This is a genomic window from Desertimonas flava (genome assembly GCF_003426815.1).
GTDB classification, from domain to species: Bacteria; Actinomycetota; Acidimicrobiia; order Acidimicrobiales; family Ilumatobacteraceae; genus Desertimonas; species Desertimonas flava.
The window spans coordinates 18207-40522 of the sequence record NZ_QKYK01000003.1 but is presented as its reverse complement, the minus strand read 5'-3'; the positions used below and the strand labels follow the sequence as shown (position 1 = coordinate 40522).

Sequence of the window (22316 nt, the reverse complement as noted above, 5' to 3'; positions counted from 1 at the left end):
TTGTCCGTCGTCGACTGTAAGCAGACCGCAATGTCGGTGCAAGGCGCCCCCCGAGACGACCGTCACAGTCGGGGCGGCGATGTGCGTAATGACCTGGGCGGATGAAGGATCGCCCGTCCGAGAAGTTTTCCGTTGTGTAACGAAATGATGCGCGAACGCGCATCATTTCGTCGCGAGTCGCGCACTTCCAGTCGCCGTGAGCGCACGACATTAGGGTTGGCCGATGCTCGGACGTAGTGCGAGATGATGCAGCGGTTCTGGTCGTGGCTGGCCGTCGCGCTGGGCAAGCGGGCGGGCCTCGTGGGGCTCGTCGGATTGATCCTCACGCTGGCACTCGGCTTCGGCATCACCCGCCTCGAGTTCGCCACCGGGCAGGACAGCTACCTCAACAAGAGCGACGAGGTGTACATCGACAACGTCGACTACCAGGCGCTCTTCGGCGGGCAGGCCATGCTCGGCCTCATCACCATGGACGAGGGTCACTCGGTGACCGAACTGTTCGACGCCGACGGGATCGAACAGTTCGACGCCCTCCACGACGACCTCACCGAGACGGGCGACTACGAGTCGGTGGTCACGCCGCTGATCGCCCTCGAGTACACCGACATCCTGATCCAGGGCGGGACCCCCGGCAGCGACCCGACGCTCGGCATCGCCGGTCAGCTGCTCGTGCGGGGCATCGCCGAGGCGGAGACCGAGGAGGAGACCCAGATCCGCACCGAGCAGTCGCTGCTCACGCTGCAGCGGGTCAACGAGGTACCGCCCGAGGAGCGCACGTTCGACAGCCTCGACTGGGTCGACTTCCTGATCCACGACAACGAGGGCGAGACGCGACTGTCGCTGCGGACGTTCTTCGACGACGACCGTCACGCGACGATCGTCGTGCGCCTGCCCGGCAACGCGTCGATCGACGAGGAGGGTGCGGCCGCCGTCTACGCGCAGGAGCGTCTGCGCGAGCTCGAGTTCCCGAACGCCACGGTCACGGCGACCGGCGCAGCGATCCTCCTCAACGACATCAACGACTACCTGCGCGGCGGGATGCTGATGCTCGGCGGCATCGCCGTGGCGCTCATGACGCTGATCCTCCTGCTGCTGTTCGACGTGCGGTGGAGGCTGTTGCCGCTCGCCGTAATCCTCGTCGGCGTGGTGTGGGCGTTCGGTCTCGCCGGGTACCTCGGCATCCCGCTCACCATCGTCACGATCGCCGGGCTGCCCGTCATGCTCGGCGTCGGCATCGACTACGCGATCCAGATGCACGCGAGAGTCGAGGAGGAGGTCATCCTCGATCGCTCCGAGCACCCCATCCAGGAGACCGCGCGCAGCCTCGGCCCGGCCCTGCTCGTCGTCACATTCGACGCCGTCTTCGCCTTCCTCGCGCTGCGCTTCGCCAAGGTCCCGATGATCCGCGACTTCGGCCTGCTGCTGGCTGTCGGCATCGCCGTGATCTGCGTCAACTCGATCGTCATGCCGCTCGCCGCCCTCGGCATTCGCGAGTTCCGGTCGCCGACGACGGGGCGGGACTTCCGCGAGGGGATCCTCGGTCGCCTCACCGTCAAGCTCGGTGGCTTGCCGCAGACGTTCGCCATCCCGCTCGCCGTGGCCAGCGTGGCGATCTTCGTCGGCGGGATCCTCGTCGAGGACGACCTCAGGCTGCAGACCGATCCGATCGAGTGGGTGAACCAGAGTTCGGGGACGATCGAGGACATCCGCACGCTCGAGGCCGAGATCGGCACGTCGGGCGAGCTCGGGGTGTTCGTGCAGAGCGCCGAGGGCTCCACGATCTTCACCGACGAGAACATGCGGTTCCTGCACGACCTGCGCACCACGCAGCTCGCCACGCACGGCCCGGGCTCCGACGCGCCGCGCCACCTCCTCAACGCCAACAGCATCGAAGCGGTGCTCACCAACATCGCCTACTTCGAGGGGGCCAACGCGGTCTGGCCCACCGGGGCCGAGGCGGAGCTGGCCTACGCCGTCGCCCCACCGGACATCCAACGCAGCCTCGTCAGCCCCGACCTCACCGACGCCAACATCGTGTTCCGCGTCAGCCCCGGCACGATCGACGACCTCGCCATCGTCGTCGACGACTTCCGCGAGACGCTCGACCCAGAGCGGTCGGGCGGCGCCGACTCCACGCTGATCATCCCCGAAGGCACGCGGGCGACGCCGTCGGGGCTCGCCGTCGTCGGTGTCGGCCTGCTCGAGAACCTCGAGTCCAACCGAGTGCTGCTCACCTACTTGTCGATGGGCTTCGTGTTCCTGTTCCTGGCCATCCGCCTGCGCTCGATCGTGCGGTCGGTGCTGTCGCTGGTGCCCGTCGCCATCGCGGTCGGCGCGGCATCGCTCGTCGCCTGGCTCGTCGGGTTCGAGCTGAGCCCGATGACGGCCATCGGCGGACCGCTGGTGATCGCCGCGTGCACCGAGTTCACGTCGCTGATCCTCCTGCGTTTCGTCGAGGAGCGGGCCCGGGGCATCGAGCCGCAGGAGGCCGTCGACGTGGTCGCCGCCCGGACCGGGCGGGCCTTCATCGTCTCGGGCCTCACGGCCACGGCCGGGGTCGCCGTGCTGTCGTTCTCGTCGCTGCCGCTGTTGCGCGACTTCGGCCGCATCGTCGCCATGAACGTCGCCGTCGCCCTCCTCAGTGCGCTGATCGTGCTGCCCCCGCTGCTGGTGTGGGCGGAGCGCCGCGGCTGGGTGTCGCGCGGGTTGATCAAGCCGGCCGAGCCGATGATCGACACCCCCGAAGCCTGACCGGAGGCCCGATGCCGGGCGGGCGGCGCGCAACGGCCAACATCTCGTCGATGACGAGCGACGCGGGCACGGGGAGCAGGACGGGCACGAGGGGCCACGGGGTGATGGCCGGGATCCGGGTGGTCGAGTTGGCCGCGTGGGTCGCCGGCCCGGCGGCGGGTGGCATCCTCGCCGACTGGGGCGCCGATGTGATCAAGATCGAGCCCGAGCGCGGCGATCCGCAACGCCAGATCTTCGGCGCCGTCGGCATCGCCGACCAGACGGCCAACCCGCCGTTCGAGATCGACAACCGCGGCAAGCGCAGCGTGGTGCTCGATCTGCAGAGCGACGCCGGGAGGGCCGAGCTCGAGCGCCTCGTCGCCACCGCCGATGTCTTCATCACCAACACGCGGGTGGCGGCGCTCACGCGCCTCGACCTCCATCCCGACGCCCTGCGGAGCCGCTACCCCGGCCTCGTGTACGGCATCATCACGGGCTACGGCCTCGACGGACCCGATGCCCACCGACCGGGCTACGACGTCGGGGCGTTCTGGGCCCGCAGTGGCCTCGGTGCCGCCCTCGTGCCCAAGGGCGCGCTGCCGCCGGCGCTCGCGCCGGGGTTCGGCGACCACGTCACCGGGCTCGCCCTGGCGGCCGGGGTGGCCGGCGCTCTGTTCGACCGGGAACGCACCGGCCGCGGCCACCTCGTGGCCACCAGCCTGCTGCGCTGCGGCATCTACGGCAACGGCTGGAACACAGCCACGCTCCTGCGGTTCGGCAAGGTCTCGTCGCCCCGACCGCGAGAGCGGACGGCCACGCCGCAGGTGAGCGCCTACCTGTCGGGCGACGGCCTCGGATTCTGGCTGCTCGGCCTCGAAGGCGATCGCCACTGGCCCGGCCTGCTCGACGCCCTCGGCCGTCCGTCCTTCGGCGACGACCCGCGCTTCGCCACGGCACGGAGCCGGGCACTCCACAGCGAAGCACTGGTGGCCGAGATGGACGTCGCCTTCGCCGGGATGACGATGGCCGAGCTCGCCGAGCGGTTCGACGCCCACGACGTGTGGTGGGCGCCGATCAACACGCCCTACACGCTGCGCGACGACGCCCAGGTGGAGGCGTCGGGCGCGTTCGTCGAGGTCCCCGATCACGACGGCGGTGCCCCGTACCGGTCGGTCGCCAGCCCCGTCGACTTCGACGGGGCGACCTGGGATCTCGGCCCCGTCCCACGGCTCGGCGAGCACACCGACAGCGTGCTCGGGGAGTGACGGCGTCGAGTCCCCGGTCTCATCCCGTCGACACGAGCAGGATGAGACCGGCGAGGATCACGGCCGCGGCCACCGTCCGCCGCCGGGCGTCCTCCTCGGCGAGCACTCGCGAGCCGAGGAAGGCGGCGATCACCACGCTCGACTCACGCAACGCGGCGACGTAGCCGACCGGCGCCGAGCGGACGGCCACCAGCACCAGCAGGTAGGTCACCGCCGTGCACGTCCCGGTGGCGAGGAACTTGCGCCACTCCTCTCGCGCCGCGATGGCCATCGTCCGACCCCGGCCGGCGGCGATGCCGTACCCCGTCACGGCGATCCCGGTCGCGACGAACACGGCGAACGGGTAGAGGTCGGTGTCCAGCGTCCGCGACGCGTGGCTGTCGTTGACGGTGTACACCCCGATCGACATCCCGACGACCAGCGCCCAGCCGATCGCCGGCGCGAGCGGGCCGTGGCCGGTCGCCAGCACGCAGATGCCGATGGCGACGACGACGACCGCCGCGAACGTCAGCGCGTCGAGGCGGTCGTCGAGCACCACGATCCCGCCGATCCCGGCGAGCAGGGCGCCGCTGCCGCGGACGATGGGGTAGACGGTCGAGAAGTCGCCGTGGTCGTAGGCCCGGGCCAGTCCGACGACGTACGGCAGGTGCACGGCACCGCAGATCGCTGCCCACCCCCAGGCCGCCGCGGGCAGGTCACGTTGCACGCCGATGACGATCGCCCCGATCGATCCGGCGGCGGCGAACTGACCCCACAGGGCGATGAAGCGGTCCCTGCTGCGCTTGGCCACGAGGTTCCAGCCGGCGTGCAGCACTGCGGCGACGAGGGCCAGCACCGTCGCTCGGAACACGGCGCCAATGTAGGTGGCCGTGTCGGTGGTGGCTGCGGCCTGGCCGTCAGGCCACGGAGCGGCGCCGTTGCGCCGCCAGTAGCGTCGTTGTCATGCCCGAGATCGAACGCACCGACGAGGAGTGGCGTGAGGTCCTCACGCCCGAGCAGTACCAGGTCCTGCGCCAGGCCGGGACCGAACGGCCATGGAGCGGCAAGTACGTCGACAACCACGACGACGGCACGTTCCACTGCGCGGCGTGCGGCGCCGAGCTCTTCGACTCGTCCACCAAGTTCGAGTCGGGGAGCGGATGGCCGAGCTTCTACGACACGAAGGAGGCCGATGCCGTCGAGCTCGTCGAGGACCGCAGCCACGGGATGGTGCGTACCGAGGTGCGCTGCCGCACGTGCGGCTCCCACCTCGGCCACCTGTTCCCCGACGGTCCGGCGCCGACGGGCCTGCGCTACTGCATGAACAGCCTCGCCCTCGACCTCGAGACGTCGTAACGGCGACCCATCCGAGTGTTGAAGCGCACCGGAGTGTCGTAGGACCCCCGTCGGGGCGTTCAACACTCGGATGGGGCCAGCCCGGTCCGGCCGCTCGGAGGGGAGACCGCCTACGCTCACCGCCATGGCGCGTGTTGTCGTAACCGGTGGAGCCGGGTTCCTCGGATCCCATCTCTGCCGGGCATTGCTCGATCGGGGCGACCAGGTCGTGGCGATCGACAACTTCATCACCGGATCGGTGGGCAACGTCGAGGCGCTGTTCGGTCGGTCCGGCTTCACGTTCGTCGAGCACGACGTGAGCAACTACCTGTGGGTGCCCGGCCACGTGGACGCCGTGATGCACCTGGCCAGCCCGGCGTCGCCGGTCGACTTCGAGCGCATCCCCATCCAGATCCTCAAGGTGGGCGGACTGGGCACGCACAACGGCCTCGGGCTCGCCAAGGCCAAGGGCGCCAAGTTCTTCCTCGCGTCCACGTCGGAGGTGTACGGCGATCCGCTCGTGCACCCGCAGCCCGAGACGTACTGGGGCAACGTCAACCCGATCGGGCCCCGCGGCGTCTACGACGAGGCCAAGCGCTACGCCGAGGCGATGACCACCGCCTACCACCGGGTCCACGGACTCGACGTGCGGATCGTGCGCATCTTCAACACGTACGGGCCGCAGATGCGCCCGGACGATGGCCGGGCGGTCTCCAACTTCCTCGTGCAGGCCCTGCGCGGCGAGCCGATCACGATCTTCGGCAGCGGCGAGCAGACCCGGTCGTTCACGTTCGTCGACGACGAGATCCGCGGCTTCCTCGCCCTGCTCGACTCTGACGTCACGACGCCGGTGAACATCGGCAACCCCGCCGAGTACACCATCGGGCAATTGGCCGAGATGGCGATCGAGGTCACCGGCTCGACGTCCGAGCTGACCTACCTGCCATTGCCGGTCGACGATCCGGCGCAGCGCCAGCCCGACATCACCAAGGCCCGGGAGCTGCTCGGTTGGGCGCCCACCGTCGAGCTGCGCGAGGGATTGGAACGCACCGCCGAGTACTTCCGGACGGTGCTGTCGTGAGCGGCGCATCGGTCAACGGGACCCACGTCGTCAGCCCGCTGCAGGGGACGATCGTGTCGTTGCTCGTCGCGCCGGGCGACGACATCGCGACGGGTGCCCTGGTCGCCCTCGTCGAGTCGATGAAGATGCATCACGAGGTCCGCGCCGATGCCGCGGGCGTGGTCACGGCCGTGCTCACGGCGGTGGGGGCCACCGTCGCCAGCGGCGATGCCGTGATCGTCGTCGACCCCCTCGCGGTCGACGCGCATGGCCCCAGCACCCCATCTGGCCGCGCTGTCTCGACGGGCGGCGGGTCTGGTTCAGGCGAAACCAGCTCCTCGGTCGCCGAAGTGCCCACCGTCGATCCGTCGTTGCGCGCCGATCTCGCCGAGACGATCGAACGGCACCGCACGGGCCTCGACGCCGCCCGACCCGACGCCGTGGCGTCGCGGCGCAAGCGGGGCCGCCGCACCGCCCGCGAGAACATCGCCGATCTCTGCGACGACGGGTCGTTCGTCGAGTACGGGGCCCTGGCGATCGCCGCCCAACGCCGCCGCCGGAGCATCGACGACCTGATCGCCAACACGCCGGCCGACGGGCTCGTCGGCGGCATCGGCACGGTCAACGGCGACCTCTTCGACGGGCACGCCCGCCAGGTCGCCGTGGCGTCGTACGACTACACCGTGCTCGCCGGCACCCAGGGGACGATCAACCACCGCAAGAAGGACCGTCTCTTCGAACTGGCCGCCGAGCTCCGCCTGCCCTTCGTTCTGTTCACCGAAGGCGGCGGTGGCCGGCCCGGCGACACCGAGACCCCCGGCCCGACGGGCCTCGACTGCCTGGCGTTCGGACTCTTCGCCGAGCTGTCGGGCCTCGTGCCGCTCGTGGGGGTCAATGCCGGCTACTGCTTCGCCGGCAACGCCGCCTTGCTCGGCTGCTGCGACGTGGTGATCGCCACCGAGGACTCCAACATCGGCATGGGCGGGCCGGCGATGATCGAAGGCGGTGGGCTGGGCGTGTACCCGCCGACCGCGGTCGGGCCGATCGGCGTGCAACGCGCCAACGGGGTGGTCGACATCGTCGCCGCCGACGAGACCGACGCCGTCCGCCTGGCCAAGCAGTACCTGTCGTACTTCCAGGGCCGGACGTCGTCGTGGACCGCCGCCGATCAGACCCTCCTGCGCGACGTCGTGCCGGCCGACCGCCTGCGCGTCTACGACATCCGGCGGGCACTCGACCTGCTCTTCGACGGGGGATCGGTCCTCGAGCTGCGGCGGGACTTCGGCGTGGGCATCGTCACGGCACTCGCCCGCATCGAGGGTCGCCCCGTCGGCGTGCTGGCCAACAACCCGATGCACCTCGGCGGGGCGATCGACACCCCGGGATCCGACAAGGCGGCCCGGTTCATGCAGCTGTGCGACGCCTTCGACCTGCCGCTCGTCACCCTGTGCGACACGCCGGGGATGATGGTCGGGCCCGATGTCGAGGAGACGGCGCTGGTGAGGCACTGCAACCGGCTGTTCGTCACCGGCGCCAACATGACCGTGCCGCGGGTGACCGTGGTGCTCCGCAAGGCCTACGGGCTCGGCGCGATGGCGATGATGGGCGGATCGACGAAAGCGCCGATCGCCTGCCTCGGGTGGCCGACGAGCGAGTTCGGTGGCATGGGGCTCGAAGGTGCCGTGCGCCTCGGCTATCGCCGCGAGCTCGACGCCGCTCCCGACGGCGGCTCCCGCGAGGAGCTCTTCCAGTCGCTCGTCGCCAAGCACTACGAGGTGGGCAAGGGCATCAGCGTGGCCTCGTACTTCGAGATCGACGACGTGATCGACCCCGCCGACACGCGCCGCCACCTCGCCGCGCTGCTCGACGCCGCCCCGCCGCCCACCTCGCGCTCGGGCAAGAAGCGCCCCAACGTCGACACCTGGTGACCACCCCCACCCATCCGAGTGTTGAAGCGCGCCCGAGTGTCGGGCGCCCCCCGTCGGGGCGTTCAACACTCGGGTGGGTCGCGGGTGGTCAGGTGCGGTGGAGGTGCTTGGGGTTGGCGACGGCGACCTTGTGGGCGACGTGGCGGGCGAGGGCGTCGAGATCGACCTCGCTGCCGGGCGGGCCGAGCGGCGGCGGTGGGCCGAGCTCGATCTCGCGGCGCACCATGGCGGCGACGTTGGCGGCGACGCGGGCGTGGAACCGCACCCGGTCGGTGGTGGCGGCCATCACGTCGCCGGTGAGGAACTCGCCGAGGGCCTCGACGAGGTCGGCGGCGGTCGGTCGTCCGTGGCCGTTGGGCTCGACGGTGCCTACGGCCTCCACCTGGCCCTCTCGTGCCGCGGCGGCCGCGTCGGGGGCGAGCAGGAGCAGCAGATCCCATTCCTGTTCGCAGACGCGGCGGCCGATGGCGGCCAGCTCGATCGATCGCTCGGCGCCGTTGAGGTGGGCGGAGGCCATCGTCTGGCACATCGCCCCCCACTTGAGCGTGTTGAGCACCTCCCACCACTGCAGCTCGTCGAGGCTGATGTCGACACCTCCGGCGGCGCGGTAGGCGTCGAGCAGTTCGTCGCGTTGGCCGACACCGGCGGCGGGGAGCCGGGAGCCGAACCGCCACGCCTTGGTGCAGATCCAGCCGAGGTCGTCGCCCGGTTCGCCGAGGTGGACGAGCTCCCAGTCGAGCACGGCGCGCAGGCCGTCGGCGTCGACGATGAGGTTGCCGAGCCGGAAGTCGCCGTGGAGGAGGGTGACGGGGCGGGGAGGCGGGCGGTGGGCGTCGAGCCAGGCCAGCGCCATGTCGAACGTGGCGCTCGTGCCGATGTCGGCGGTGTCGGCGAGTCGTTGGCGAAGCCCGTCGAGGGCATCGACGGTCGCCAGTCCGCCGACGGCGTCGGGACCGAGGGCGTGGAGTCCGGCGAGGAACTCGCCGCACTGGCGCACCAGCACGCTGCGGGCGTGGGCGAAATCGTCGTCGCGCAAGATGTGCGGGGCGAGCGTCTGACCGGGGACGCGGCGCATCACGAGCCCGGCGGCGCCCCACAGCGACGTGCCGTCGTCGGCGATGAGGACCTCGGGCACCGCGAGGCCGGCGCCGGCTGCAGCGTCGATCGAGCGCGCCTCGCGGCCCATCGATCCCTGCTCGCCGGGCCGGCCGGGCGGGTCACGGCGCAGGATCAGTTCGTGGCGGGTTCCGTCGGTCGCGATGGCGTCGAACGACCACGTTTCACGCGACGCGCCGCCCGACAGGCGGCGCAGTTCGGTGACGGTGACGGCGCCCAGCGATGTGGACAGGGCGGACGCGAGCGCAGACGCCAGCTCGGTCGCGAGCTCGTCGGTCATCGTCCGCCGACGGGGGCCGTCTCGGCCTGAGCACTGGTCTCGCGGACGCCCTTGCCGCTCGGGGGCTGCGCCCCCGCTCGCTGCGCTCGCGCCCCATCGCCGCCGGGCTCGCTGGCGCTCGCACCGTCGGCGGCGTCCTCGCGGACGCCCTTGGGCGCGCGCTGGCTCATGAAGCCGAACATGTAGCCGGCGATGCGGCGCTTCTGGATCTCGTCGGAGCCCTCGGTGATGCGGTAGCGGCGGTGGTGGCGGTAGATGTGCTCGAACGGCTTGTAGCGGGTGTAGCCCATGCCGCCGTGGACCTGGATGGCGAAGTCGGCGGCGTTGCAGCACAGCTGGTTGGCGCGGTAGTTGCAGATCGACACCTTGTCCGACACCGAGAAGGCGCCGTAGGTGTCCATCATCCACGCCGTCTTGTGGATGAGGGCACGCAGCATCTCGGCTTCGGCCTGGAGCTCGACGAGGGGGAACTGGATCGCCTGGTTGGACGCCAGCGCCTTGCCGAACGGGCGGCGCTCCTTGGCGTACTTCACCGACTCGTCGATGCAGTACTGCGCGGCGCCGAGGCTCGAGGCCGCCTGGCGGATGCGATTCTCGTTGAAGAAGTGCTGCACCACTTGCAGCCCGCGGCCCTCGCCGCCGAAGATCGACGAGTGCGGCACCCGGACGTCACGCAGCGTCACATGGGCGTGATCGGTGGGCATGTTGAACGTCCACAGGTACTCGTCGATCGTGAACCCGGGCGCGTCGGTCGGCACCAGGAACGCGGTGATCCCCTCGCCGTCGCCGTCCTCGCCGCTCGTGCGCGCCATGATCAGGTCGTAGGGCGCCTTGTGCACGCCGGTGTTGAACGTCTTCTCGCCGTTGATCACCCACTCGTCGCCGTCGCGGACGGCGCGGGTCTCCATGTACGTGGCGTCGGAGCCGTGATCAGGCTCGGTGATGCCGAACGCGAATCCGCTCCGGCCGGCGGCAAGGTCGTCGACCCACTGCGTCTTCTGCTCGTCGGTGCCGTACGCGAGCATCAGCAGCAGCCCGACGTTGTTGCCGACGATGGCGTGCTCGTTCTGCAGGTCACAGTGCAGGCCGAGCCCTTTCGCCGCGAGGTGCTCGCGAATGACAGCCATGCCGAGGTTCGTGCCATCACGGCCGCCGAACTGGGCGGGGAACGGGTAGCGGTAGTGGCCGGCGGCGTCGGCACGACGCTTGGCCTCTCCGAGCAGCGCCTCCCACTCCTCGCGAGGCACCCCGCCGCGATCCCAGTCGGTCCGCTCGTACTCGCGCCGATGATCGAAGAAGCGAATGTTGTCGTCGGCCTCCTCGAGCGGCTTGATCTCACGTTCGATGAAGTCGTCGAGCTCGGCGAGGTACGCCGTCAGCTCCTCGGGCAGGTCGAAATCCATGGCGGCCATGTTGACGCGCCCGGCCGCGTGGATCGGAGTCGGACGACGGTGCCGCCCTCTCGTCAGGTCGTCGAGGGCGACAGCGGCGGGCGCGCCAGCCTGGCCTCGCGATACGCAGCGTCGGCACGGGTCTCGAGCTCACGAGCGGCACCCGCAGCCGAGACGCTGTCGTCGCTGACCAGCTTGAACCACAGCAGGCGCGCCCGTTCGGGACGGACGGCGACCTCGGATCGGTCGTGCACGAGCCGGGCACACACGTTGCCGAGCGATTCCGGGTTGCGCGCCAGGAGGATCGCCGCGACGTCGGCGAGCTCGTCGCTCTCCCGCCGGATGCTCGCCATGGCCCGCCCCACGAGGACACGACCCAGACCACCGACGATGGCCAGGAGGAGGCCGAGGGCGATCAACGAGACGATCAGGTCGAGATAGAGGCCGAGGCCTGCGACCAGGCCGCCGAGGCCGGCGATGAGCCCGGTGATCCGGTGGGCGCTGGCGACCGACGACTCGGCGGCGGTGATCCAGCGGGCGTCGTGGGCGTGTAGGTGTGCCATCTCGTGGGCGAGCACGGCTTCGACCTCGTCGCGGGGGAGCCGCATCAGTCCGGTCGTGGCCACCAGGGTGCGTCGGCTCCACTGACGCACCGAGAGGGCGTTGGGTGCCGGGTCGTCGATCAGGGCCAGCCGGGGAGCGTCGACGCCGAGGCCGAGCGAGAGCTCCTCGGCGACGTTGCGGAACCGCGTCGCAGCCACCTCGTCGAGGTCCGAGCCGCGGCGATCGTCCAGCGGCCGGGCCGCGATCTCGTGGAGCAGCTTCGCCGGTGCCCCGAACAGTCCGTAGAGCACGATGGTGCCGGCGATGACGAGACCGACCGCAGCTCCGAGCACCTCGGCCACCTCCCCGGCCCAGCCCCAGAGGGGGAAGTCGCGGATGGATCGATCGAGGAGACGGGACCAGCCGTAGGCGAGGGCGCCGAGGATGAGGAGCCCGGCGCCCGCTGCTGCGCCGCCGGCGAACACGGCACCGGCGACCACCCACACAGGGGCGCGCAGGCGGGCCCACATCCTCCGGTGATCGAGTGAGTCGAGTCGTTCGGGCTCCTGCATCGGCGCCGAAGAGTAGAGGACCCGCTCACCTGCGTGCGGCGAGATCAATACGCAGGCGCGCATCGACTGCGCCGACCGAGGGTAATGACTGAAAATGCATCACAACCATGCCTCCAGGTCCCCCCGTCGGATCGCGTCGATCGTCGCGGTCGGCATCGTCTCGGTTGCCGGCTTCGCGGCGTGCGGGGACGACGACGACACGCCGGACGAGACCGAGGTCGAGACGGTGACGTCCGACGTCACGACCGAGTCCGAGGTGACGGTCGATTCCGAGGTGACCTTGGGAACCACCGTGTCGTCCGAGGTCCAGGTGACCGACATCGAGACCGATGTCAGCGAGGTCGAGGTCGGCGGGCCCGTGACGACGGGCTGATCCGGTGCTGATCCGGTGCTGATCCGGTGCTGATCCGAGAGGTTCAGTTGCCGAACATCGTCAGCCACTGATCCTTGGACGAGGGCTTGTAGACGTAGTTCTGCTACTGCGTTCTGCAGGCCCTCTGATCAGGGCTCATGTACTGCTTCCCGAAACCTCGGCTCCTCCAGTGGTGTGCAGTTGTGTGCAGGCGGTGGCCCAGCTGTCCAGCAGGTGACATGGCCTAGTTCACATCATGTCATGGCGGGGAGACCCCAACTCGCAGTCTCTATCCTTGGTCAAGATGCTCGCTGGCGACGTGGTCTGGGGTTCTGTGGGGGAGTGGGTTTCCGGCACCGGCTCCATTGCAGCCGTGATCATCGCCGTTCTGTCGATGCGCCGTGCGAGGCAGTCGGAGAGACTTTCGGAATCGGCTGTCCGTGAGGCAAGTCGGGCTGCCGATGGAGCGCTTGCGGCTGTTGCCGAAGCGAGCCGGGCCCGAATCGACGACCGCTCCGCCCATCTAGCCGTAAGGATCCAGCGCACGACCGAAGATTGGCACTACAGCTCCGCCTATGAGCGTCTGTTTGCCAATAACCCTCGCCCGTGGGAGCTGGAGTTCGACCAGCTTGATCTCCCGTTCTACGCCGTCGAAGAGGCCCCAGGTTCTCTCTGGTTCAAGCTTGATGGCGACATCACCAACGAGGGCACGACCACGACACGGGTGCGTCTCGACGGTGAGGCTCGCTTTACCGAAGCGTTCGTCGATGAGATTCGGTACGGCGAAGTTGTCGACAGTGAGGTCAGTCTCGCTCCCGGCGATTCCGTGCGTTTTGAATGGTGGCCCGGCGCATCAACGACCGAGTTTCTCCGAGCCTCTCGGGGAGAGACCGATCGAGGACGATTGATGCTGGTGATCACAGGACGGGACCTTCACGGGCGCTACGTCGACCACGTCTTTGTCACGGGCAACGGTCGACCCTTCCAACAGGAGCCCGGCCGACCGCATTCATGGATCGCTTCGCCGACACCGATAGGCGTAACGGTCAACCGGGCACGGAGGACCTACTACGCCCTCGGGGAGACGCTGACTGGCCCGCCCGAAGACCTCTGGGGCTGAGGTCGGCACCCGCCACACCACCTCGACACATTCGGGCACCCGCCCCCCGACATGCAAGATGGCCGCCCGGTGCATAGTCTCCGTGCTTGGGCGGCCATCTGCTTTCTAGGTTTGTTCCCGCTCTGAGTAGAACTCGGCGGTGAATCCCTGGGTGAGCGACACACTGACCTTTCGGACCTTCTGCCCGTTGCACCTGGCCAGCACGGAGGCGGTAGCCAGCATCGCAACGAAGTACAGAAACCGGAGAGTCAGCCCGACGACCAGCACGAGGATCGTGCCGGCCATCGCTTAAGTCAGTTAGTCACCTCGGGCGTGTTTCCGATCAAGCAACTCCTCCAATCGGGCGCCGGGCCAGCCGCCTGAAGGCCTTCCGCCGAAGGTTGTTCTCTACGTATGGGCGACCATCGACAATTGTAGTGAGAATCTGCCACACGACGGCTCGATGTCACGGCGTAGGTGCCATTGTCGCAGGGCCGGTCAACGATCATCCGATCACTCCGGGTACGGGTGACCCGCCTCGACGGCGTCTTCCAGCAGGTCGAGTACTGCTTGCACGTGCCAAACCCGCCCAAGACTCTGCGGGGCATCATCCGGCAGTCCGGTGCGACCGGCGTAGACGCCGATGAGGCGATAGTCCGTGACGGTCGTGCTTCGCCAATCCGCCGTGGAGCGGAGAATCTCGGACTCGTCGCCTTCGGTTTCTCCGGCGTGAAGACGTTCCATCGCTGCGGCGACGTCCGGGCTGACCTCGAATCCGGGAACTATCTCGGCTTCGTACACGGGTGAGCCCGACATCCCGGGTCCTCCAGCTCCGTCGACGAAGTAGTACGGAAGTCCCGGCTCGTAGGCCCATGCAGGCTCCGTTGCAACGCCACCTCGTCGCCACACTGGCAGCGGGCCGTCGAGTGGGGGATCTCGAAACGGGTAACCGACGATGGCGACGTCATCCCCCGCAACAGATCTGAACGGCACCTCGATGGCGCCCAGGTCGACCGGATTGACGGGTGACAGTCCGGCGAGGTCGATCGGAAGCATCACGATGTCGACGCCTTCAGAGCGTTGTTGGTGCTCACCGAAGCGGAAGCTCGTCGGGTCTCTCAGGTTGGATATACATCGTGGCTGCATGTTGCCGTCGTGGTCAGGCAGAGCAAAGCAAATCTGATCGGGTGAGTCTGGCAGCCCCCGCAAACAGCTTGTCAGGGCTAAGGGCCCGACAGGGCGTGGCCGGTCCGTCACCAGCGGCGACAGTCGAGGCTGCAACGCTCGACTGCGTTAGCCATCTGGGTCGGCTCGACGGATCACGCCCGACCGGAACCACTGCACGAGTGTGACCGCCAGGTGGACGGCCGCTTCAGCCTCGGCCTGCGAGACAGTGAGCGGTGTGGTCTCATCGTCCGTTCCGTGGCGGTCGTGCTGACCCGCAGAAAGTGCCCGCAACATGCTTTCCACCAGGCCGACGTCTCCGAGCGTCGTGGTCCACTTCTCGGGCTTGGCCTTCAGTGCAGCCGCCATCTTCCCGATCGTCGCCAGCGAGTCGTCTGGGCTGATGACCGGGCGAGCGATCGCCTCGACTGCCCGCACAGCGTTACGGTACGCCTCTGATGGATTCGGGTTCCGACCGAACGCAGAGTTCCAGGCAATCCGGAGGTAGTCGGATTCACGGGACCCTCCCTCCATCGTCGCCCGGGCGGCTGCAGCAACCGTGGCATCGAGACGCTTCTCCAGACAGGCTCGTCCTTCGCCATCGCTACCTACCGTCCATGCCGAGCCGGACTCCTCAAGGATCACTCTGAGGGCTAGAGCCAGGGAATGCTCGGGGCTACCCACGACGCCTAGGAAATAGTCAAGAAGGTCGAGGCCGGTGTCGGGTTCGGCCAGGAGTCCAATCAGGTTCTCCGCAGCCTGTTCCTCACGAATCAGGCTGTTCTGGCTCGGGCGGTCGAGTTCAACTTTCAGGTACCGTTCTGCCGCCAAGACGTCTGCCGTTCGTGCCTTGTAAGTCGACATGTCGAACACGAGGGGCCGCAGCCAGTCCGCAGCACTCTGCCGCATCCATCCGGGGACGCCCTCGTGCAGTGCGTTGATACCCGCCTGCTCGTCGGCGTTGCTCCGCACCGACAATGGTGGTCGAGCCATGGAAACGGCAGGCTAGACGGCGTCGTGCCGTGGACACGGTTGGGACACGGCGGGAGCCTCAGCGGAGTCCGAACGTCCGACGAACCTTCCGCTTTCGTCCCGACTTCGTGGTCGGGATCCCCGTGGCACGTGCAATCTTCCGCTTGGCGCTGGTGATGCCGAGAGCACGTTTCAGGCTGGGCTTGCGCCCGAATCCCTTCACTTCGTCCGCCGGTTGTACGGCGCCTGGTTCGTCGGCTTGAGGCTGATGCCCTCACTGCTCGCCTTGCTCTGGACGGCGTCCTCCGTCCGGCCGAGCTTGAGCCCGATCACCCGAGTTGGAGTGTTCTCTTTGGCCAGATCCTTGAGCCTGGCTACCTCGTCGGCACTCCAACGCTTGCCGCTGTTGTCTGCGGTCATCCCATCCCCCTGCGGTTCAGCCCACCGCAGACCGAGAGTAGTTGACCGTCCACCGGGCACGTGCCGGCAGGGCCTTGGGTGATGGCCCCCGCCGGCTAGCCGCCGTCAGCCACCCGGTGGAGTAGACGACAGCGGTGCCAACAACCGTAGCCAGTGCTCGGTGCCGCCCTGACGAGAAGGTGCCGGCGGGACGGGGGCAGAGCCTCGCACCGCCCCGCCGACGATGCCGCCCGACGATCCGACAGTCTTCGAACGCTATTCGAAGGACCGAGACTGAGCAAGTGCCGTGTGGTCGACCTCGCCCCGAAGGTGTCGGACGAGGATCCGTCTGATCGCAGCCGACACGTTGAGCCCTTCCCGCTCGGCAAGCGCCCGGATGGCCGCTCCATCTTCCGGACGGAGGTACGTGATCAGCTCATCGGTGAACCGGGAAGGCGATCGGCTATCGGATCCGGACTGAGCACGATCGGTCATAGCTACCTCCGTGCCCGCCGCACGAGCGGGCGTCGGTTCGGTTCCGGTTCGAGACGAGAGGCTTCGTCGATGAGTCGGTACACCTCCTGCCACAGGGCACGCTGTGCACTCGTCGACACCCCGCCTCGTTGAGCCTCGCCCTGCTGCCACTCAGTCAGCCGGTCGATCTCCATTCGAGAGATCTCCCGCCGAGACGAGAGCCACGCTGCTGCATAGGCGGGCGGAACGTCCTCGGCTCCTTCGGGGATCTGGATCGTGGCCGCCTCAGTCGGCTCGTCCGGGTGACTGGACCATCGGTACGGCATTCGGTAGGTCACCTGGAACTCGTCGCCTTCGGCCACGCCCCGAGGCATTCGAACGATCCTGCCCGAGGTGTGGATGGTGCTGTCGACGTTGCCGAGGAACTCCCAGTTCGGGATCTCATACAAGTCCTGCTTCACCGAGAGCACCGACCGGGTACCAGCCGGAACCTCAAGGATCTGGCGTGGCCAACTCTCGACGGTGGCGCCGGGATCGGAGATCGCTGCCAGCGTCTCCGTCAGAACCAGCCGGATGCCGAGTGCTTCCATCCGGGCGAACGAACGCTTGACGGCCCCGGCGACACGCTGGCGGTTCCACTGAGGGTTCACCAAGCCGGGATCGTTGGAGTTGTGCGACTGTGCGGTGGTGCCGTAGTACCCACGAGACACCGTGAAGATCGGGGTCGGGTCGCTGGACTTGCCTGAGACCAGCACGAGTTCGTTGCCGAACTCGATGACGTCCGAGACGTTCACGGACTCCGGGCTGGACAGCGTGCAGGTGGTGTCGGTCGGCCCCCAGGCCTCGGTGCGGACCACGGCCCTGCCGACCTCGTTGTACGCCTGGATCTCTTGGAGTGCCCGGTCGACCAGATCGCCCATCGCCACGGTGACGGTGCTGGTCATCGGCTGGGCCTGTCGGTCGTGGCGCTCGGCAGAGACGGGCGAGTCGGGTCACCGGGGGCGGTGGGAAAGCGAGAGGACAGCAACGGGATCTCCTGGGGCGTGCAGCTTCCGGCAACTTGCCGGACACCATGACCCCCACGGCCGACGAGACGGACCCCGGGGGTCGGTCGTGAAGACCGCAACCGCCACCAAGAAGCTCCGCCCCGAAGACCACGCTCTGACCCTCGACGAGTACCGGGCGATCGAAGCCGCTGACAACGGCATGCCATGCCCGCTCGATGCGGAAGCCCTCGACACCGCCAGACGGAAGCTGGCTGAGCATCGGACACCGGGCCAGGCGCTGGCCGTCCTGCCCTCGATGCACTACTGAGAAATGTCTGTTCTCTACGGTCTGAGCGACCCTTCCTTATATCTATCCACCGTCCTTTATCAACCCCCCTCTTCCTGGTCCCGCCCAGATCCTCGGACCCCCCATACCCCCTTCATTTCGTTCGGTCCCGTGAGCCCTCGCCCGTGTCGGCGGGGCAGACAGCTGGCCGTGTCGGGCGGGCCTGGCCAGGTCGCTCGATAGAGGACGGCCGTCGTCGACGGCCCGGGAGTGCCTGACATAAGGAACACCCAAGAGGGAGCGGAGCCTGGCTACGGGACTGGCCATGGTCGTGCAGGCGTCTCGGCCGTGGGGCGGCCGGAACACGCTGGACGCTCGGGCTGCTCGACGGGGCTTCGGTCGGAGCGGCTTGCCGGGTAGGCCGTTGCTGCCCCGACGCTCGGCTGTCGCACCTTGCCATCGGGCAGGGATCCAGCCCGGCCAAAGGACCGGTCTGTCCTGTATACGACCGTTTTCAAGATTTCTCTTGACTCTGTTCACCGTCTTGTATTGAAATAGCCCTATGCCTACTTTCACTACATCCCAGCACAGCGACATCGACAGCGAGACGCTGCTCGAGTCTTTCATCGAGGTGGCCGCCCGAGTCGGCTACCGCCCGAGTTCGTTCGACGACGTCATCCTCGACGACGAGCAGGCCGAGCTGGTCGACGCCGTTGTGGTGCGAGGGTGGACGATCGATCAAACGGCCCTCGCCTACGACGTGCATCGGAACGACGTGGCCCACGCCGTCGATCTCGCCCTCTTCGGACATCGGGAGCGAGCCCATGCGTGTTCCTCGATCACCAACGGCCAGAAGGAGATCTACGACATGGTCGTGATCGACGGGCGTCGCCCGTCCCGAGTGGCCGACACCATCGGTCTGTCCAGCCAGTACGTCGAGTACACGGTGCAACTCGTACGTGAGCTGCTGCCCGACGCCGCCTGACCGAACCCTGGAAAGCCGACCCTGGATCGTCCAGGATCGTGAAACATGACGCCGGCCCGAGTTGCGGGCCGGCCCGAAAGGAACCTCAACCAAATGAAACCAAGAACGACCGAGGGTCGGGGAGATTCCTCGGCCCTCGTCGGCTATGTCCGGGTCTCGACGGCTGAACAGTGCTCGTCGGGTCTCGGCCTAGACGCACAGCGGGCGGCTATCCGTGACGAGTGCGACCGGCGAGGCGTCAGGCTCGTGGCTGTCTACGAGGACGCAGCATCGGCACGGACGCTTGCAAACAGACCAGGCCTAGCGATGGCGCTAGAGGCTGTCGAGTCCGGTCAGGCTGATGGCCTGATCGTCTCGAAGCTCGACCGTCTGAGCAGATCCCTGCTCGACTTCGCCGGCCTGATGGAACGGTCACGACGGGACGGCTGGACACTCATAGCTCTAGACCTCGGAGTCGACACGTCGACACCGCAGGGAGAGCTGATGGCGTCCGTGTTGGCCACGTTCGCCCAGTTCGAACGACGGCTTATCGGGCAGAGAACCAAGGACGCACTGGCCGAGCTGAGAGCTCAAGGCGTGAAGCTCGGGCGTCCCCGGATGATCCCAGACTCCACGATGGAACGGCTGACGACGCTTCGAGAGGCAGGGATGACGTACCGACAGATAGCCGAGACACTGAACGCCGAAGGCATTCTGAGCGGTGCAGGCAAGGCGTGGCACGGCTCTACGGTCCACCAGGCTCTCAAGGCGAGAGCGGCCGACACCTAGACGTTCGGGAACGCCGAGAGAACGACGTTCGTGTGTCCTGAGATGCCCGTTCAGCCTGCTAGATGTAACTGTCGGTAACAGTTTGGGGAACAGTATCGGCCGGCGAGCGAGTGCTAGGGCCGTGCGTCCCGTTGGGCTGCCCTGATCGGGTGCATGGCAGTTGCCGCAGGTGCCGACTGAGGTCGCTCTGGTCCTGCTCCTCAGACTTCTTTCGGGTGCTTCTGTGTCCCGGCCGTTGCCGCCGTACAAGGGGGACTGATCGATATCGGTTCCTCAACCCGGAAGGTGACGACATGACCACAGCAGAACGGCAACTCAAGGACCGGCCGATCCTCATTCGGTTCACCGAGGACGAACGACAAGAGCTCCGCCAGGCTGCCGAATCGGCAGGACTGACACAGGCCGGTCTGGTTCGGCGCCTTGTCGGCGCCCACCTGGCCGAAGCAACGCCATCCGCATGACGTCAGGACGTCACCGGACACCGGCCGGATCACCAGTGCATTCGACTCCTGGTTCCGAGGGACCGCCTCTCGACGCTTCGCCAGCTCGCATCCGTCCGGCCGACGCTGGCCGACGATCGGGTGATCGCTCACGGAGCCTTGGCTGTTGCCCATGGCTCCGGGGAACCGCCTCTCATCGCACTCACGTCTCACCGGCCCCGGCACCATGACAACTGAGAGCAGCGACACACCGTCGCCTGACGCCGAGCCGACACGGCTCGTCGAGAACGAGCACCCGACCTTCCTGCTGCCACCGTGCGTGTCGAGACGACTCGATGACACCGACCACGGGGCACACGGGAAGGCGACGCTCAACGCCGCCCGCTGGATGCTGTACCTCGGAGCTGACACCCGAGCAGTCGACCGCTGGTGCGACGAACGCTTCGACCAGCTCGAAGGCGACGGCTCGGCCGCCGAGCTGAGGGCTGCGGTCACGGCACGAAGAACAGGCAAACGGCCTCGCCAGACCCTCGCCCAACGGCTGGCCAACGAAGTCGTAGCCGATCGGCCGACCCTCACGGTCGGCCAGACAGTCGAATACCTGGAAGCCGCCCAAGCTTCCGCCGACCTGGACCGCCAAACCGACCGCCAGATTCTCGAGACCGTGATCCGTCTGGCCCACACGCTCAACCGGCCGTCGATCGAACTCCCCGTGTCGATCCGGCAGCTGGAGATGGCGAGCGGATACCGGAGCAGAGCCATACGCCTGTCGCTCGGAAGGCTCCAGGCGCTCGGTTACCTGAAGCAGACCAGACCAGCAAGAGGTGCTTTCGCACCCTCCTACCTGATCAGATGCCCAGTCCATGCCCCAAAGATCACGGCCTGGCAAGACCAGGATTCCCCGGACCGAAGCCCTGCTTCGGCCGGCCCTCCTCCTTCCACTGTCTCCCCGGTCTCTAGGCTTAGTATGCAGTGTGGTCCTTATGAGACTCTTCAAGGGCACCCGGCGTTCCACCGGACGGCACTCGGCAAGTCCGGCCAAGCAATCCTGACGTTTCTGCTGGCAGAGCCCGAGGCTCGGACAGCACAACAGATCCAGGCCGGAGCCAAAGTCTCGAAGCCCACCTTCCACAGGATGGCGAAGCAGATGCTTAGAACGGAAGACTGGCCAGCCGTCCTTGTCAAAGAAGGGCAAACGTACCGACCCGTGCCCAACCTTCCGGACGTCCTCGACCAGATCGCAGCCATCGGTGAGGTGACGCCGCTAGAGCGTCACCGTCGCCGTGATGCCCAGATCGAACGGGAGCGTGAGTCCTGGACGCAACGCCTCGGTACGGAAGGCGAATGGGCTCAAGAATCGGACGGATCCGACACCTTTCCTGACGGGCCTCAGAGTCCACCGAGCACGTCCCCGGCTCCACAGTCGGCTGACCGTGCTGCCGCCTCGCACACGGCCACACAGGCGCCTCTGAGGCCATGCGACGGACCGTTCACCAACGGGAAGATCATCGGCACGAACGGTGCCGTTCTGCTGGATCTGGACGCCCTCCGAATCGACTCCACGTTGGAGATGGAAATCGATGGATGCGACGTCCGATACGTCGACCGATCTACCGGCGAGGTGTTCAGGGGGTGCAGCTCGTGTGACGGACTCACCGAACCGGAGTCCTGGTGCTGCGGCCGTTGTCGCAGCCGGCTGAACCTCCCTGACGACCGGCCAGGCCGAGGGATCCTCGGCGTCGTCGACCCAGAGACGGGCGAGGTCATAGAACATCGCTGGGCCTCAGTCGAACCATGGCCGCACGACCGGGAAGAGGACGCCGAGCAGCTGCTCGTGTCCGGCTGGTGACGAGCCGCACGACGCTGACACCCCTGCCCTCAACACAAGAAAATTCCCATCCATCTAGCAGGGGATATCTGAGAAATATTCGCTGATGGCTGTGTTCACGCCTGCCACCGCAGGGGGCCTCTATGGACCCGAGGCGGTCCTATCCCTCTAGTCAGGAGACAGGCAGTGCAAACAGACCAGCGAACGTCGGAGGCCATCCGAGTTTGGATACGGCCGGGAGAAAGGGCCCAACTGGAACGGCTGGCCCAAGCCGACGACTCGACCATCAGTCGATTCGTACGGCGGCTTATCCAGCGCTCGATTACCGAGCAGGCAAGTCAATGAGGCCGGCGAACAGGTCCGG

Annotated in this window: 19 protein-coding genes and 2 pseudogenes; 12 read left to right on the top strand and 9 right to left on the bottom strand. The window is 67.7% G+C overall.

Annotated elements, in window-relative coordinates:
* Positions 1-243: 243 nt before the first annotated feature.
* Positions 244-2751 carry an efflux RND transporter permease subunit gene (locus DN771_RS04795; RefSeq protein WP_116996215.1) on the top strand — a complete coding sequence of 836 codons (2508 nt, stop codon included), beginning with the start codon at positions 244-246 and terminating at the stop codon, positions 2749-2751.
* A 50-nt stretch (positions 2752-2801) separates the two neighbouring features.
* Complete coding sequence (locus DN771_RS04790) at positions 2802-3995, top strand: CaiB/BaiF CoA transferase family protein (protein WP_116996562.1); 1194 nt, start codon at positions 2802-2804, stop codon at positions 3993-3995.
* 19 nt (positions 3996-4014) lie between these two features.
* Here the strand turns inward: DN771_RS04790 and DN771_RS04785 are convergent, their stop codons facing one another.
* Positions 4015-4845 (bottom strand): EamA family transporter, encoded by an 831-nt coding sequence (locus DN771_RS04785; protein ID WP_116996214.1) that lies wholly within the window; start codon positions 4843-4845, stop codon positions 4015-4017.
* Between the two features lie 92 nt (positions 4846-4937).
* On the opposite strand from DN771_RS04785, the gene msrB reads away from it, so the two are divergent.
* The 3 genes and pseudogenes from msrB to DN771_RS04770 all read left to right on the top strand — a co-directional run.
* Positions 4938-5330, top strand: coding sequence for a peptide-methionine (R)-S-oxide reductase MsrB (gene msrB, locus DN771_RS04780; protein ID WP_116996213.1), 393 nt, complete (start codon positions 4938-4940; stop codon positions 5328-5330).
* A gap of 124 nt (positions 5331-5454) precedes the next feature.
* Positions 5455-6390, top strand: coding sequence for a UDP-glucuronic acid decarboxylase family protein (locus DN771_RS04775; protein ID WP_116996212.1), 936 nt, complete (start codon positions 5455-5457; stop codon positions 6388-6390).
* Positions 6391-6401: 11 nt separating this feature from the next.
* A pseudogene (locus DN771_RS04770) lies at positions 6402-8297 on the top strand (carboxyl transferase domain-containing protein); the annotation flags it as partial.
* 88 nt (positions 8298-8385) lie between these two features.
* Here DN771_RS04770 and DN771_RS04765 read toward each other — a convergent pair.
* The 3 genes and pseudogenes from DN771_RS04765 to DN771_RS04755 all read right to left on the bottom strand — a co-directional run bounded on the left by DN771_RS04765 (position 8386) and on the right by DN771_RS04755 (position 12199).
* Positions 8386-9693: a phosphotransferase gene (locus DN771_RS04765; protein WP_116996210.1), complete on the bottom strand. Its 1308-nt coding sequence runs from the start codon at positions 9691-9693 to the stop codon at positions 8386-8388.
* Between the two features lie 143 nt (positions 9694-9836).
* Positions 9837-11096, bottom strand: a pseudogene (locus tag DN771_RS04760) (acyl-CoA dehydrogenase family protein); the annotation flags it as partial.
* Positions 11097-11158: 62 nt separating this feature from the next.
* Entirely contained in the window at positions 11159-12199 is a 1041-nt protein-coding gene (locus DN771_RS04755) for a M48 family metallopeptidase (RefSeq protein ID WP_162941541.1), read from the bottom strand.
* A 94-nt stretch (positions 12200-12293) separates the two neighbouring features.
* Between DN771_RS04755 and DN771_RS04750 the strand changes: the two genes are divergently transcribed.
* Both DN771_RS04750 and DN771_RS29205 read left to right on the top strand, forming a co-directional pair.
* Positions 12294-12572, top strand: coding sequence for a hypothetical protein (locus tag DN771_RS04750; RefSeq protein ID WP_116996207.1), 279 nt, complete (start codon positions 12294-12296; stop codon positions 12570-12572).
* A 283-nt stretch (positions 12573-12855) separates the two neighbouring features.
* Positions 12856-13671 (top strand): hypothetical protein, encoded by an 816-nt coding sequence (locus DN771_RS29205; protein WP_162941540.1) that lies wholly within the window; start codon positions 12856-12858, stop codon positions 13669-13671.
* Between the two features lie 105 nt (positions 13672-13776).
* On the opposite strand, the gene DN771_RS04745 is transcribed toward DN771_RS29205, so the two are convergent.
* The 5 genes from DN771_RS04745 to DN771_RS04720 all read right to left on the bottom strand — a co-directional run bounded on the left by DN771_RS04745 (position 13777) and on the right by DN771_RS04720 (position 17603).
* A complete protein-coding gene (locus DN771_RS04745) occupies positions 13777-13956 on the bottom strand; it encodes a hypothetical protein (RefSeq protein ID WP_116996206.1) in 180 nt (59 codons plus the stop codon).
* A 207-nt stretch (positions 13957-14163) separates the two neighbouring features.
* Positions 14164-14796, bottom strand: a complete 633-nt coding sequence (locus DN771_RS04740) for a trypsin-like peptidase domain-containing protein (RefSeq protein WP_162941539.1) — start codon at positions 14794-14796, stop codon at positions 14164-14166.
* A 147-nt stretch (positions 14797-14943) separates the two neighbouring features.
* Positions 14944-15807 carry a hypothetical protein gene (locus tag DN771_RS04735; RefSeq protein WP_191912108.1) on the bottom strand — a complete coding sequence of 288 codons (864 nt, stop codon included), beginning with the start codon at positions 15805-15807 and terminating at the stop codon, positions 14944-14946.
* Between the two features lie 198 nt (positions 15808-16005).
* The gene (locus DN771_RS04730) at positions 16006-16206 is read right to left on the bottom strand and encodes a hypothetical protein (RefSeq protein WP_116996203.1); all 201 of its coding nucleotides are present in this window, start codon (positions 16204-16206) and stop codon (positions 16006-16008) included.
* A gap of 476 nt (positions 16207-16682) precedes the next feature.
* A complete protein-coding gene (locus tag DN771_RS04720) occupies positions 16683-17603 on the bottom strand; it encodes a hypothetical protein (RefSeq protein WP_116996201.1) in 921 nt (306 codons plus the stop codon).
* A gap of 169 nt (positions 17604-17772) precedes the next feature.
* On the opposite strand from DN771_RS04720, the gene DN771_RS04715 reads away from it, so the two are divergent.
* From DN771_RS04715 to DN771_RS29195, 5 genes are all read left to right on the top strand, one after another.
* Positions 17773-17973 (top strand): hypothetical protein, encoded by a 201-nt coding sequence (locus tag DN771_RS04715; RefSeq protein ID WP_116996200.1) that lies wholly within the window; start codon positions 17773-17775, stop codon positions 17971-17973.
* Positions 17974-18493: 520 nt separating this feature from the next.
* Positions 18494-18916 carry a hypothetical protein gene (locus DN771_RS04710; RefSeq protein ID WP_162941538.1) on the top strand — a complete coding sequence of 141 codons (423 nt, stop codon included), beginning with the start codon at positions 18494-18496 and terminating at the stop codon, positions 18914-18916.
* Between the two features lie 45 nt (positions 18917-18961).
* Positions 18962-19684: a recombinase family protein gene (locus DN771_RS04705; RefSeq protein ID WP_205528430.1), complete on the top strand. Its 723-nt coding sequence runs from the start codon at positions 18962-18964 to the stop codon at positions 19682-19684.
* Positions 19685-19977: 293 nt separating this feature from the next.
* Positions 19978-20145 carry a plasmid mobilization protein gene (locus DN771_RS30825; RefSeq protein WP_420810920.1) on the top strand — a complete coding sequence of 56 codons (168 nt, stop codon included), beginning with the start codon at positions 19978-19980 and terminating at the stop codon, positions 20143-20145.
* Between the two features lie 205 nt (positions 20146-20350).
* A complete protein-coding gene (locus DN771_RS29195) occupies positions 20351-21973 on the top strand; it encodes a hypothetical protein (protein WP_162941536.1) in 1623 nt (540 codons plus the stop codon).
* Positions 21974-22316 lie beyond the last annotated feature (343 nt).